Below are 12,799 nucleotides of genomic sequence, written 5' to 3' on the forward strand. Positions count from 1 at the left end.
AGTGGTACTCATTCGACGGTCACGCTCTTCGCCAGGTTCCGCGGTTTGTCGATAGATCGCCCCTGAAGGTCTGCGATGTGGTACGCGAACAGCTGGAAGTAGATGTTCGCGACGAGCGGCGTCATGTGGCCGATCTCCGACACCTCAAGCGCCAGATCGAGCGAGTCCGTCTCGACGGTCCCGTCGGTAACCCCGATCGCCGGCGCCGCTCGCGTCTGTGCCTCCGTGACGTTGTTCAGCGTTTCTCCCGGACGTGCGCCCTCGGTCAACACCGATAGGACCGGCGTTTCGCCGGTGACCAGCGCCAGCGGTCCGTGTTTCAGTTCTCCCGCGGCGAATCCCTCGGCGTGATCGTACGCGATCTCTTTCAATTTCAGTGCCCCTTCGAGCGCGACTGGATAGCCGAACTGTCGGCCGACGAAGAAGAAGGCGTCCGCGTCGACGAACCGTTCGGCGCCCTCGAGGACGCGCGCTTCCTCGTCGAGTACTTGCTGGACCGCTCCCGGCAGCTCCCGGAGGTTCTCGAGCACCGCTCGAGCGTCGGTGGCCGCGAGCGTCCCCCGTTTGCGGCCGATTTCGACCGCTAACAGCGCGAGCGTCGTCACCTGCGAAGCGAACGTCTTGGTCGCCGCGACGCCGATCTCCGGACCAGCACGGATGAACAGCGAATCCTCGGTTTCGCGCGTCACCGAACTCCCGAGCGTGTTCGTCACCGCGAGAGTTCGAGCGCCCGCTCCGCCGGCGCGACGAATCGCACCGAGCGTGTCCGCCGTCTCGCCGCTCTGCGTCACGGCGATGACGAGCGTTCGCCAGGGATCTCGGCCGCCGTCGAAGGTGTACTCGCTCGCGATTTCCACGGTCGTCCGAACGTCGGCGAACTGCTCGAGCAACCGCGCCGCGTACAGGCTCGCGTAGTAGGACGTCCCGCAGGCGACGAGCTGGATCTCCTCGAGCGACTCGAGATACCCCTGTGGGAACGAGACGTCGAGGTCGGCGTCGCCGCGTTCGATGTCAATCCGTCCCGAGAGCGTCTGCCGGAGCGCGACGGGCTGTTCGTGGATCTCCTTTCGCATGTAGTGTTCGTACCCGCCTTTTTCCGCCGCATCGGCGTCCCACTCGACGGTCTCGACGTCGTGATCGACGACGTCGCCGTCCCGATACACCGTTACGGTGCCCGCCTCGAGCGACGCGATATCGCCGTCCTCGAGGTAGGTCACGTCGCGAGTCCGATCGAGGAACGCCGTGACGTCGCTCGCGAGGAACGACGCGTCGTCGCCGTGGCCGACGACCAGCGGGCTCTCGTGGCGCGTCGCGACGATCCGATCGCTCCCTGCACGCACTGCAGCGATCGCGTAGCTCCCCTCTATCGCGTCGACGACGCGCTCGAGCCCGGAGAGCAGGTCGTGGCCGCTCTCGAGTTCCCGCTCCAGGAGGTGCGGGATGACTTCCGTGTCCGTGTCGCTCGAGAATTCGTGACCGGCGTCGGCCAACTCCGCCTTGATGGACTCGTAATTCTCGACGATTCCGTTGTGGACCACCGCAACGTCACCGGCCTGTCCCGTGTGCGGATGTGCGTTCTCGTCGGTCGGCGGACCGTGCGTCGACCAACGGGTGTGACCGATCCCGCAGGTGGCACCCGGCACGTCGGGAACGTCCAGTTCGCTCACTTCGCCTGTGCGCTTCGCGATGGTGAGTTCCTGTTCCACGAGCGCGATTCCGGCGGAGTCGTAGCCGCGATAGTCGAGATTCTCGAGGCCGCTGTAGACGATCGGGCCGGCGGGTTCACCGCCGACGTACCCGACGATTCCACACATGTTATCCCCTCCTGACGATCGCGTCCGGTTCGATTCGGCCGCCGACGCTCACGCCGTGGTCGACGGTCGCGCCGTCGCCCACCACGGTCCCGGGCGCGACGGTGACGCCGCTTCCGAGGATCGCATTGTCGCCGACGACGCCGCCCAGATCGACGTCGTTGTGGACCTCGCCGTCAACGACGACCGTCGTCGATCCGCCCGCGATCGTCGCGTTGGCACCGACCCTTCCGTTTTCGGCGATAATCGCGTCGCGAACGACGGCACCGGCTTCGATGACTGCATCCGAGAAGACGACCGCGTTCGAGAGAACGGCGTTCGCTTCGATCGTCACGTTGTCCCCGATCGCGGTCCCACCGCCGATAGTCGCGTTCCGGCCGAGCGTCACACCGGTCCCGATCGCAGTGTCGTCGGCGACGGCACCGTCGAGCGGTTCCGATTCGCGCTCGTCGACGTTGGCGATCACGGCGGCATTGATCTCGAGCAAGTCCCAGAGATGCGAGACGTCCTGCCAGAGGCCGCGATAACGGACGGTTCGAATCGGTCGGTCCGCGGCGATTCGTTCGAGCGTCGTCGTGATCGCCAGTTCGCCGCGCTCGGTCGGCGTCTCTCGAATCGCGTCGAAGATCGATTCGTCGAATCCGTACACGCCGGCATTGATCACTTCGGCGGTGACCGGTCCACCCGGCTTCTCGGTGATTCCGGTGACGCGACCGCCGTCCAACGAGACGACCCCGTAGTCGCTCGCGCGGTCGGTTCGCGTGACTGCCATCACCGGCCCAGCACCGCTCTCGATTTCGCTCCGGACTCGCTCGACGAGCGACGACTCGACGAGCCGATCGCCGTTCAGCACGAGGAACGACCCCGTAACCGCCGACTCGGCCTGTAAAATGGCGTGGGCGGTTCCGAGCTGATTCTCCTGGACGACGTACTCGATCTCGATCCCCCAATCGTCACCGTCGCCGAAGTAGTTCCTGATCCGCTCCTGTTGATAGCCGACGACCAGCACGACCCGCTCGACGCCCGCGTCCGCGATCGCCGAGACGACGTAGTCGAGTATCGGGCGGTTCGAAACGGGAACCATTGGCTTCGGCCGCCGATTGGTCAGCGGCTCGAGCCGCCGTCCCTCGCCGGCCGCGAGGACGACGGCTGACGCGTTCTCGTCTTTCATACCTCATCTGTGGAACCCGAACGCTTGAATAGGTGCCGATAAACAGGATATTTGACCTAGAAACGACGCTCCGAAACAGCTCGAAAACGATTCCACCCATCTCTCAGTCAGCCTTTTCCATCCGATCGAACGTCACAGTTCGGTGGGTCAATCGCCTGCTTCGCTCGCGCCGCGCTGCCGGCTCGAGTTCGAGCATCGCCGACCGGTGTGGCCACTGCTGGCCGAACCATCAAGCGGGGAGACATCGATAGGTCCGGCTACGGAAATCGGAGTTCCGATCCACCGACGGGCTCACAGACACGAAACTATGGTTGACAATTCGCCAAACGAAACCGCGTTCGATAGGTCTCGCCTCTCCCGTCGCGGCTACCTCGCTACCGCCGGCGTCCTCGGAGCCGGGTTGGCGGGCGGATACGTCGGTCTCGACCGGTTCCGAGATCAGCAGTCGACCGGTGGCGAGTCACCGCCCGGTGACCCACCGATGTCCGGCGAGGACTTCCTCTGGCTTAACAGCGGCCTCTGGGAGGACGAGGCGGTTCGGGAGAACCTGTTCGCGTTCGCGCGCCGCCACGACCTCGCGGTGATCCTCGTCGAAAGTAACTCGAGCGAGGACTCGCTCGAAGAGACCTTCAGACCAGCGTTGACTACCGCGAGCGAGTTCAATCTCGACGTCTGGCTCAATGTCGGGCTGCTGAACGACATCTCTGTGCCCGCGTTCGTGACCGACGACGATGCCCGCGAAGAGTCCCTCCGACGGCTCCGGGAGGTGGTGTCGATGCACGGCGAACTGTTCGATACCGGTCGAGTCATCCTCTGGCAGGAAGCACCGGTCATGGGCCAGTGGGTCGAGGGTGGTGACTGGAACGAGGCGGCGGTCGACAACCTCGTCGAGTTCGGCCCCGAGATATTCGACGCCCAGAAGCGGGCCGTCGAAGCGGTGAACGACGCGCTCGAGGTCGGTCTCTTCGTCCACTTTCCGTACATCGTCGACTCGAAGCGACCCGAGGTGTTCGACTCGCTGGCGCAGGGCCTCCGGCGGCGAAACGTCATGCCCGACTTCAGTTTCGTCGACTTCTATCGGGGCTGGTACGAGAAGGACGTCGGACCGGAACCGACCAACGCAGCCGTCCGCAGCCTCATCTCGAACGCGCGGACTGCCCTCGGAGACCGCCCCGTCTTTTACCTCGGACAGAGCCACACCATCAACCCGAACCACACCCCGAGCAAGCAGGCCATGCGGATGAATCTGCGCGCCTCGATCGAGGCCGGGGCGGCTGGCCTCGGCTGGTACATTCGGAGCGGGTACGTGCCGACCGAGAGCGGGTTCGATCCGTTCGTTCCGAACGTCAACGGCGCGGAGGTCGACGGCGACTCGATCAACACGCTGACGATTGCTCGTGACCGCTTCCTGTATCCGTCGATGGCGACGCTCGATGCCGGAGACGGGTTCGAGGCGGACGACGCATTCGATCTCTGGATGATCGGAAACGAATTCGGGTTCTACGACCATCGGTTGTCGCTACGAACGACTGATGGAACGTGGGAGTATATTGGCGACTTCGGTGGCTACGCGGACGGCGACTACCCCGATGGGAGCGAGGCCACCCACTGGGCGACCGTCTTTCGTGCGCTGGATCGCGACCGGTTCCTCGAGGGAGACTCGCTCGAATGCCGCATCGAGACGGCCGACGAAAGTTCCAGCGCCGACCTGCGGTCGGCGTCCGTCATGCCCTGCGAGCCGGATTCCTACGTGAGCGAGCGGGAAGCCGCAGCGTTGGCTCGCGGGGACGCGCCGCTCGAGGAGTTCAGTCTCGGACGAACGACCGAGGGAACCGCGTTAGTTCCGAATGAACGGCGACGAGTCACGATCCCCGTTTCCGAGACGGACGGCTCGTCACTCGAGCGATTACGCCACCCCGATCACGTTCAGCTGATCGACCGACTCGCGTCGTTCGAGGAGCGGGAGGACGTTGATCCGTCTGCCCGCTTCGACCTCTGGGTGAGCGGCTCGGGACTGGCGGAGTCGTCCGCCGTCCCGTCGATTCTCGATCGAGACGGCACCGCGCGAACCCTGGCGGATGTCGGCTTCGTCGCGTCGACGGACTCGCTCGCTATCTGCTACGGGCTCGAGCGGGATCGGTTCCTCGGTGAGGCCGGGCTCGAGTTGGCGGACGACGGAAATGTGTCCGTCGAGACGGCCTACGCGATGCCGTACGCTGGAAGTGCTACGTTCCATACCCCGTCTTACGCGGCCGAGCTACTGGACGAGCAACCCGGCGAAGCGAAGATATTCTCCCTCGAGTACTCGATATCGGAGTGACCGAGTCGGAACTCGAGTCGACCCGCAGTTTTGATGGAAAACACGGATTTACTGTTGCTCGAGCGACGCCGACTCCTCGCTTCGCCCCACACCGACCCGTCGCTTGGCTGCCCAGACGAGTACCGCACACAGTCCGGAAACGAGCGCCGGCCAGCGATCGGTACTCAGGTAGAGCCCGCCCGCCGGCGGTCGATACTCGGTCAACGGCCAGAACGCGGCGTAGGAGTACCCCGTCGACGTCATGAGGCCCAGATCGAGGACGTGGTGTGATGCCGCGCCGATCGCGACGAGCACGATTGCGTCCCGGCGGTACTCGGGTGCGAGCAGAAGCGAGCCGAAGAGGGTCACGACGATCGTCCCGCCGAGAACGTGTAACGGTGCCCACGAGAAGGGGATGCCGAGCAGATAGCTGACGAACTCGTCCGGGAAGAAGAGGTCGATCTTCGTGAAGTCGGGCGAGAGCGCACCGACCATTACGAGCGTCACGTGTGCTCGCCGCACCCGTTCGTACCGAATCGACAGGAGCGTCCCGATGACGTAGCCGGCGAGGACGTGGGTGAGGACATCAGGCACCGTGATCACCGCCACTCGTGTCTCCTCGAGTCCCAGGGATCACGTCTCGGAGCGAGAGCGGACCGTCCCGCCGGACGAACGCGAGTCGGTCGAGATCGAATCGCCAGTCGCGGACGAACCGACTGATAACCCAGAGTCCGCTGAGGAACGAGACGAGCAGCATGTACGCTGTCCCGGCCGTGTCGCCGACCGTCGTGCGGTCGACGACGAGAGTCGACTCGTTCTCGAGGGTTCCGAACGCGCTCACGCGATCGCCCTGCTCGAGGGACACGTCCGAGTTCTGGAGTCCTTCTTCTGCGTTTACGAGGGTGAATCTGCCATAGCCGTTGGCGCGAGTCGCGATGACGACGGGGTCCGTATCGACGATTCGACCGCCGAGGACGACCTGCTCGCCCACGTAGGCCTCGCGGTTCGGTGTCACCTCGACTTCGTCCGGATAGCCGCTCGTCATCAGGTCGGAGGGAACCGCACCCGCCCATAGCACGAGTACGGCCAGAACGGCGAGGAGGACGACGCCCGCGGCGACACGGCCGCGTTGGCCGAAAGGTTCCTGCATGCCTCTCTAGGGTGGTCCCGGACTGCACGAATAGGTTTCGTGTTCGTGACGGTCACCGATCGGATTCAGTTGGTATGTTCAATCGCGCGAAATCGACGGCTGGGACGAGGCGAGTCGACGAACTGAGCCGAGTACGGGTCCGCTCGAACCCAAAAACGTCTAACGTCCACCGCTCGTCTCACATCCTATGAACGTCTCCATCGTCGGCAGCGGCTACGTCGGCACTACGATCGCCGCCTGTCTCGCGGATATCGGCCACGACGTGGTCAACATCGAGATCGACGAGTCCATCGTTGAGACGATAAACGCCGGCGAGGCCCCGATCCACGAGTCGGGCCTCGAGGAACGAATCGCCGACCACGCGGGCACGACCCTCCGCGCGACGACGGACTACGACGCGGTCCGCGACACGGACGTTACATTTCTCTGTCTGCCCACGCCCCAGTCCGAGGACGGCAGTCTCGATCTCGCGATCATGCAGGCCGGTGCGGAATCGCTCGGCCGCGCGCTCGCCGATAAGGACGACGAGCACCTCGTGGTCGTCAAGAGCACGGTCCTGCCCGGCACAACTGAAGACGTCGTCGGGCCGGTCCTCGAGGCCGAATCCGGAACGGAAATCGGCGACGGCCTCGAGCTCGCGATGAACCCCGAGTTCCTCCGGATGAGTACCGCGGTCGAGGACTTCCTCGAGCCGGACAAGGTCGTCTTCGGGACTGCGAGCGAGGGGGCCGCTGCGACCCTCCGAGAGCTGTACGCGCCCGTCCTGGAGCGCGATGAGACGGACCTCGTCGAGACCGACGTCCGCGAGGCCGAGCTCATCAAGTACGCGAACAACGCCTTCCTCGCGTCGAAGGTCTCGCTGGTCAACGAACTCGGCAATATCGCCAGGGAGTACGGCGCGGACGCCTACGAGGTGCTCGAGGCGGTCGGACTCGACGACCGAATCTCCGAGCGGTTCATGCGCTCGGGGCTCGGCTGGGGCGGCTCCTGTTTCCCCAAGGACGTCAACGCGCTGCGCGCCGGCGCTCGCGAGCAGGGGTACGACCCCGAACTGCTCGACGCGGTCGTCACGGTCAACGATGCACAGCCGCGTCGACTCGTGGATCTGCTCGAGAATCACGTCGCTCTCGAGGGGGCTCGCATCGCGGTCCTCGGACTCTCGTTCAAGCCCGGGACCGACGACGTGCGCAAGTCCCGCGCGCTGGACGTGATCGAGCACCTCCGGGATCGCGGCGCGGCTGTCGTCGCCTACGATCCGGTCGCGATCGAGAACGTTCGGCCCGACTACCCCGAGATCGAGTACGCCGATTCGGCCGACAGCGCGCTCGAGGGGGCCGACGGAGCCGTCGTCGCGACCGACTGGCCCGAGTTTGACGACCGCTCCTTCGAGGGAATGGCCCGCACCGTGGTTGTCGACGGACGGCGGATCGATATCGACACGGATGCGCTCGAGGTCTACGAGGGACTGACCTGGTAACGAGTCGATAACCGCGGCATAGCGCGCATCTGAGGGAAACTCGGCAGTAATCAATCAGTAGCCTTTTGCAGTTCGGTGGGGGAGTACTGTCAAATGGAAGACGACGCGGTTCGGACGGGCACGAGCCCCCTCTCGGACGGCGGCGAGACCGTCGCCGTAACCGAGGAAACCCGCGAGGTCTCACCCGACGACGTCTGCGTTCTCATCCCGACGCTCGACGAAGCGGCCACGATCGGCGACGTGATCGAGGGCTTCTACGAGCAGGGGTACACGAAGGTCGTCGTCGTCGACGGCAACTCTACTGACGACACTCGCGAAATCGCTCGAGACCACGGTGCCGAGGTATTGGTCCAGTCGGGTGACGGAAAGGGCCAGGCCGTCCGCGAGGCCCTCGAGTACATCACCGTTCCGTACGTGTTGATGGTCGACGGCGACGGGACCTACGATCCGGCCGACGCCGACAAAATGGTCGAACCGCTCTCGCGGGGGTACGAGCACGTGATCGGCAACCGCTTCGCCGAGATGGACGACGACGCGATGCGTGCGTTGAACGGCTTCGGCAACCGAATGATCAACCGCGCGTTCGGCTTCGTCCACGGCGCCAACTACGAGGACATTCTCTCGGGCTACCGCGCGTTCACCGTCGACTCCTTCGAGCGGCTCTCGCTCGACTCCGACGGGTTCACGATCGAAACGGAACTCGCCGTCGAGTGCGTCAAACACGGGGTCGAGACGACGGTCGTCCCGGTCGGTTACAGCGCCCGGCCCGACGAGTCCGAGACCAACCTCCACCCGGTCAAAGACGGCGGGACGATTCTCCTGACGCTGTACTCGCTGGCCAAGACCAACAACCCGCTGTTCTACTTCGGCAGTCTCGGGGTCGCCGGTATCCTCTCGGGCAGTCTCATTGCAGTCTACGTCCTCTGGGAGTGGGTCCAGTACAACCAGAGCCACGAAGTCATCGCCCTCGTCTCGGCGGCCGCCATCCTCCTGGGCGTCCAACTGCTGATGTTCGGCGTCCTCTCGGACATGCTCGTGACCCTCCACCGCGAGCAGCGGCGGCGACTCGAGCGGATCGCTCGAGAGTCGAACGACGAGTGACGGCCGGAGTCGTGAACAGGCCAAAGAGCGTCGCGGTCTACTCAGCCAACCCCGGAGATCCATTTATCACCTTCAACCGATCAACCGCTATGCGGTGGCACGCTGTCGGCCGTCCGAGCGACAGTGAGGATGGCCGTCGATGCCGTGCGAGGGATGAGCGAGGGAAGAATGACCGAGCGAATCGGTTGGGGAGGGCGTGGCGATTCCCTGCTGCCACGATAGCAGGACGCTCGTCATCGTCGTTTCTACATCGAGTCTGAATCTACCGGGGACAGCTGAAAGGATCGCAATATAGAACTCAGAAGGGCAATAGCGAGCGGAACTGAGCGACGACCCCGTTCGAGTTGTTTCGACGGTACTCCTCGAAGGGCTGGTGGAGCGCGTTCAACAGCTCCTGGCGCGAGTCGAACTGTTGTGCCGGGACTCTCTCGAGCATCTCGCTCAGCGGCACGTCGTTCCCGTGAACGTCGTAGGGGATGCGCTCCTGGCCGATCGCTTCCCTGACGTCGTCTTTCGTAGCCGGAAAGGAGAGGTCAGCACTCCTGAGATGAGCGTCGACGGCCGCGATGCCGAACTCGATACTGTCGGGTTCCTCGTCGTCTCCGCTCGATGGTGGCCTGACTCCCATACCTATACCTCTCGCTACGGAGCCGGGTATAAAAATGGCTGTGGATGTGGAGACGAAACTGGAGTGTCACCGGTCAGTGAGTATTACTCGAGAGCCACTACCAACTGAGAGCCGCTACCAACCGAGAGCCCCCAGACCGATAGCCGCGAACAACTGTCCGCGGCCAGTAGCTACGGAACCCCCGTCTCAACCAACGACCTGTCGACACGCATTTGGGGCCCGCGACGGAGTATGGCGTATGACCGAATATACCACGGTATCGATCCCGAAGGATCTCGCGGACCGCGTCGAGGACACCATCGAGGGAACGAGTTTCCAGAGCACGAGCGACCTCGTCCGATTCCTGCTGCGAAGCATCGTCATCCAGCACCAGAAAGAGGGCGAACTCACCGAAGCCGAGTTCGAAGAGATCACCGAACAGCTCCGCGGACTGGGCTATCTCGAGTAAGCCATCCGAATCGAGTGAACTGCCCGGTCCTGAGCGACCCAGACAATCCGGGACGCCCCGCTTCGAGCGTCCCCTGTCGGACCGCAGCCGACCACCGCTCGAGGGGTCGGGGTAGCGTTTTTCCGCCTCGAGACGGCTAGTTGCTCACGGGGAGAGACATGCCTCACATCCCGGATTTCCCAGCCAACGACAGTGACGACGATGGACGCGATCGGAACCCCGGCCGCATCATCGACCGAATCATCGGTGACGGAGAGGTGCCGGTGTCGGCCGGAGAGTGACACCACAGGTTCGCTTTTTTCGGGCCCGCGATACGGCAAGACTGGACGGGAGTTACTGCACTGACAACGCGTTACGACGGCTGCGCGGCCGATGTGTTCTCCTCGCGTCCGACGATATCGCTCAGTCCGTTAGTGACTGCCCCGGCGGCGAGGCGTCGATGATCTCGAGGGTGTGGCGCTCGCCGCTCCGATCGAACGCGCCGAACGACCGGTCGTCGACGTTCCACGGTGGGACGGCGACGAAGACGACTTCGGCGAGGTCGTCTCGCTGGGTCACCTCGAGTTCGCCGACGGGGTGGGAGACGAACCGGCCCTGCGCCTGTCGGGCGGGCGTGGAGAGATCGACCCCGAAGACGGCGGTGACGGGATTGCCGGGATTCGGGAGGAAGAAGTCGGTGAAGACCGGCGTCTCGGGCGGGAGCCCGTCGGCACCCTCGAGTTCGCTCGCAGGCGTGACCGAAACGCCGGTCGTCACGTCGTCGGGGTCGGCGTCGCTCGCCAGATCCAGCAGGACGTCGACGAGGGCGCGAGTTACGTAGACCACAAGGCACCTTTGGGTGGCTGGAAGTTTAGATCTATGCCCAACGAGCGAACCCCGTTTCGCTCCGTTTCCGACATATTAGACGGGAAGCAGTTCCCAGACCGTCGTGGCGTACAGCCGTGGCGCACCCTTTCGGGAGTTGGCGAGTGCGGTCTCGAGGACGCGCGCGGCGTCCGCCATTACGCCAGCGCCGTGGCCGACGAGCACGCGCTCGGGTGCGACGCCGCGGAGGGCCGTCCGCGGTGGGTTCAGTCGCAACATCGGATGGACGCCGAGTTCCTCGTCGCCGGCCCGGAAGAACGCGACCGTCCCGACGGTTTCGGGGACGACGAGCGTCCCGTCGGCCGGGTTGTAGAGCGCGACTTCCTGCCAGAAGCGGTTGTCGACCACCGTGATGGCGCGGATCCCGGTATCGGAGAGTTCGTCGTCGAAGCGGGCGACCGCGGCGTCGATCTCGTCGGTGACGCCGTCGAAGAATTCGGGCAGGTAGACGGGGACGTCGTGGCGGTTCGCGACCGCGGCCGCGTCGCGCTTGTGCCGGTCGAGCGTGACGACGACGCCGGTCACGTCGCCGAACTCGGCGAACAGCTCGTCGATCCCCTCGGCGTCGACCGGGTCGATCACCCAGACGTCGCCGTCGACCGCGAGGGCGTGGCTGGCGCGTTGCATCCGTTCGTCGGGGTGGGCGATCCAGCCGATGCCGTCCTCGAAGCGATCGATCTCGCGGAACTCGGTCGCACGCTCGTCGGCGCGTGAAGTCATACCGCCATCCTACGAGTCGTCGGTCTATAAACCTCGGCGACCGAGGCCCGCACTCGAGCGTTCGTCCGTGCTCCAGTGTCCGTCCACGCTCGAGTGCGCCCGTCTACAGGTAAGCGACTGTCCGAGACAGTCGGCAACGCTCCGCCGCGAGCGCCCGCAGCGAGCCCACATATATGCCTCTCCCGCGCGTACGGCCACGTATGCTAACCGGGCTCGCCTGGCTCGCCCTCGAGGCCAAGTACCTCGAGGACGCGGGGACGTTCTACGAGGAGACGCTGGGATTGTCGGTCCGCGAGCGCAGAGCGAACGAACTCGTCTTCGCGGCCGGCGACACCGATCTCGTGCTCCGGCGACCCCGAACGCTCCCGCGCGGCGGGCTCCATACGCACTTCGCGTTCTCGATTCCCGCGGCCGAGTACGACGACTGGTGGGACCGCCTCGGCGACGATTACGACCTCGAGGAGGTCCAGTTCGGCACCTCCCGATCGCTGTACCTGTACGATCCCGACGGCAACTGCGTCGAACTGGGCCAGCAGGACGTCGCCGGACCCGGAATCGACGGCATCTTCGAGGTCGTCCTCGAGGTCGCGGATCTCGACCGCGCGCAGGCTTTCTACGAGGTTCTCGGGTTCGAAACGGTCGACGAAGGCGACGACCGCAAGCGCGTCCGACTCCACGGGCCGATGGCCCTCGAGCTCTGGGAGCCCCATCTCGGGATCGCCGACGCCCGCGGCGGCGTCCACGTCGATCTGGGGTTCGAGACGAGCGATCCGGGGGCGGCGCTCGAGGCGGTCCGTGATCGGATTGGGTCGCTCGAGCGGCGGTCAGATGAGAAGATCGTCGTTCGCGATCCGGACGACCACTTCCTGACGTTTACAACGGCATAAGTACGCCTACATTCCGGAACGGGAAATACGAATAGTGTGCGGGACTGCCGATCTCGTAGACCATCTGAATGAGCTGAAAGCCTGCGAACAGACGGCGGCTCCGCCGCCGTGAGCAGACGGCGCTTCGCGCCCGTGAGGAGAAATACGGCTGGGGAAGGCGTGGAAATTCATTTCCGCCGCGATAGCAGGACGCGTCGTCTCAGTAATTCCATCAGCATACACTGTTCCATTCACACTGCTCAC

At 64.6% G+C, this 12,799-nt stretch carries 13 protein-coding genes; 6 read left to right on the forward strand and 7 right to left on the reverse strand.

Annotated elements, in window-relative coordinates; genetic code table 11:
• Nucleotides 1-8: 8 nt before the first annotated feature.
• Complete coding sequence (gene glmS / locus HYG81_RS24245; protein WP_180842232.1) at nucleotides 9-1,814, reverse strand: glutamine--fructose-6-phosphate transaminase (isomerizing); 1,806 nt, start codon at nucleotides 1,812-1,814, stop codon at nucleotides 9-11.
• A gap of 1 nt (nucleotide 1,815) precedes the next feature.
• Nucleotides 1,816-2,982, reverse strand: coding sequence for a sugar phosphate nucleotidyltransferase (locus HYG81_RS24250; protein WP_180842233.1), 1,167 nt, complete (start codon nucleotides 2,980-2,982; stop codon nucleotides 1,816-1,818).
• Between the two features lie 307 nt (nucleotides 2,983-3,289).
• Here HYG81_RS24250 and HYG81_RS24255 point away from each other — a divergent pair, with 307 nt between their 5' ends.
• Nucleotides 3,290-5,302: a hypothetical protein gene (locus tag HYG81_RS24255; RefSeq protein ID WP_180842234.1), complete on the forward strand. Its 2,013-nt coding sequence runs from the start codon at nucleotides 3,290-3,292 to the stop codon at nucleotides 5,300-5,302.
• A 48-nt stretch (nucleotides 5,303-5,350) separates the two neighbouring features.
• Here the strand turns inward: HYG81_RS24255 and HYG81_RS24260 are convergent, their stop codons facing one another.
• Both HYG81_RS24260 and HYG81_RS24265 read right to left on the reverse strand, forming a co-directional pair.
• Nucleotides 5,351-5,884, reverse strand: coding sequence for a metal-dependent hydrolase (locus HYG81_RS24260; RefSeq protein WP_180842975.1), 534 nt, complete (start codon nucleotides 5,882-5,884; stop codon nucleotides 5,351-5,353).
• Nucleotides 5,868-6,431: an OB-like fold-containing membrane protein gene (locus HYG81_RS24265; RefSeq protein ID WP_180842235.1), complete on the reverse strand. Its 564-nt coding sequence runs from the start codon at nucleotides 6,429-6,431 to the stop codon at nucleotides 5,868-5,870. Before HYG81_RS24265 ends, HYG81_RS24260 begins: the two co-directional genes overlap by 17 nt.
• A gap of 187 nt (nucleotides 6,432-6,618) precedes the next feature.
• Between HYG81_RS24265 and aglM the strand changes: the two genes are divergently transcribed.
• Both aglM and aglJ read left to right on the forward strand, forming a co-directional pair.
• Complete coding sequence (gene aglM / locus HYG81_RS24270; protein WP_180842236.1) at nucleotides 6,619-7,908, forward strand: UDP-glucose 6-dehydrogenase AglM; 1,290 nt, start codon at nucleotides 6,619-6,621, stop codon at nucleotides 7,906-7,908.
• Nucleotides 7,909-8,001: 93 nt separating this feature from the next.
• Complete coding sequence (gene aglJ / locus HYG81_RS24275) at nucleotides 8,002-9,009, forward strand: S-layer glycoprotein N-glycosyltransferase AglJ (RefSeq protein WP_180842237.1); 1,008 nt, start codon at nucleotides 8,002-8,004, stop codon at nucleotides 9,007-9,009.
• Nucleotides 9,010-9,307: 298 nt separating this feature from the next.
• On the opposite strand, the gene HYG81_RS24280 is transcribed toward aglJ, so the two are convergent.
• Nucleotides 9,308-9,637 carry a DUF5789 family protein gene (locus HYG81_RS24280; protein WP_180842238.1) on the reverse strand — a complete coding sequence of 110 codons (330 nt, stop codon included), beginning with the start codon at nucleotides 9,635-9,637 and terminating at the stop codon, nucleotides 9,308-9,310.
• 238 nt (nucleotides 9,638-9,875) lie between these two features.
• Here HYG81_RS24280 and HYG81_RS24285 point away from each other — a divergent pair, with 238 nt between their 5' ends.
• Both HYG81_RS24285 and HYG81_RS45370 read left to right on the forward strand, forming a co-directional pair.
• Nucleotides 9,876-10,085, forward strand: coding sequence for a ribbon-helix-helix domain-containing protein (locus HYG81_RS24285; protein WP_006179895.1), 210 nt, complete (start codon nucleotides 9,876-9,878; stop codon nucleotides 10,083-10,085).
• Between the two features lie 158 nt (nucleotides 10,086-10,243).
• Nucleotides 10,244-10,366 (forward strand): hypothetical protein, encoded by a 123-nt coding sequence (locus tag HYG81_RS45370; RefSeq protein ID WP_255647675.1) that lies wholly within the window; start codon nucleotides 10,244-10,246, stop codon nucleotides 10,364-10,366.
• 121 nt (nucleotides 10,367-10,487) lie between these two features.
• On the opposite strand, the gene HYG81_RS24290 is transcribed toward HYG81_RS45370, so the two are convergent.
• Nucleotides 10,488-10,910: a JAB/MPN domain protein-containing protein gene (locus HYG81_RS24290; RefSeq protein WP_180842239.1), complete on the reverse strand. Its 423-nt coding sequence runs from the start codon at nucleotides 10,908-10,910 to the stop codon at nucleotides 10,488-10,490.
• 75 nt (nucleotides 10,911-10,985) lie between these two features.
• The gene (locus tag HYG81_RS24295) at nucleotides 10,986-11,669 is read right to left on the reverse strand and encodes a hypothetical protein (protein WP_180842240.1); all 684 of its coding nucleotides are present in this window, start codon (nucleotides 11,667-11,669) and stop codon (nucleotides 10,986-10,988) included.
• Between the two features lie 200 nt (nucleotides 11,670-11,869).
• Between HYG81_RS24295 and HYG81_RS24300 the strand changes: the two genes are divergently transcribed.
• A complete protein-coding gene (locus HYG81_RS24300) occupies nucleotides 11,870-12,556 on the forward strand; it encodes a VOC family protein (RefSeq protein ID WP_180842241.1) in 687 nt (228 codons plus the stop codon).
• The last annotated feature ends 243 nt before the right edge of the window (nucleotides 12,557-12,799 follow it).

It is taken from the genome of Natrinema zhouii (assembly GCF_013456555.2).
Lineage (GTDB): Archaea > Halobacteriota > Halobacteria > Halobacteriales > Natrialbaceae > Natrinema > Natrinema zhouii.

Excerpts from the sequence above, each read along its gene's own strand:
- HYG81_RS24250 (WP_180842233.1), bottom strand. The coding sequence starts at position 2,982 with ATGAAAGACGAGAACGCGTCAGCCGTCGTCCTCGCGGCCGGCGAGGGA.
- HYG81_RS24295 (WP_180842240.1), bottom strand. The coding sequence starts at position 11,669 with ATGACTTCACGCGCCGACGAGCGTGCGACCGAGTTCCGCGAGATCGAT.
- HYG81_RS24285 (WP_006179895.1), top strand. The coding sequence starts at position 9,876 with ATGACCGAATATACCACGGTATCGATCCCGAAGGATCTCGCGGACCGC.
- HYG81_RS24300 (WP_180842241.1), top strand. The coding sequence starts at position 11,870 with ATGCTAACCGGGCTCGCCTGGCTCGCCCTCGAGGCCAAGTACCTCGAG.
- aglM (WP_180842236.1), top strand. The coding sequence starts at position 6,619 with ATGAACGTCTCCATCGTCGGCAGCGGCTACGTCGGCACTACGATCGCC.
- aglJ (WP_180842237.1), top strand. The coding sequence starts at position 8,002 with ATGGAAGACGACGCGGTTCGGACGGGCACGAGCCCCCTCTCGGACGGC.
- HYG81_RS24280 (WP_180842238.1), bottom strand. The coding sequence starts at position 9,637 with ATGGGAGTCAGGCCACCATCGAGCGGAGACGACGAGGAACCCGACAGT.
- HYG81_RS24265 (WP_180842235.1), bottom strand. The coding sequence starts at position 6,431 with ATGCAGGAACCTTTCGGCCAACGCGGCCGTGTCGCCGCGGGCGTCGTC.
- HYG81_RS24255 (WP_180842234.1), top strand. The coding sequence starts at position 3,290 with ATGGTTGACAATTCGCCAAACGAAACCGCGTTCGATAGGTCTCGCCTC.
- glmS (WP_180842232.1), bottom strand. The coding sequence starts at position 1,814 with ATGTGTGGAATCGTCGGGTACGTCGGCGGTGAACCCGCCGGCCCGATC.
- HYG81_RS45370 (WP_255647675.1), top strand. The coding sequence starts at position 10,244 with ATGCCTCACATCCCGGATTTCCCAGCCAACGACAGTGACGACGATGGA.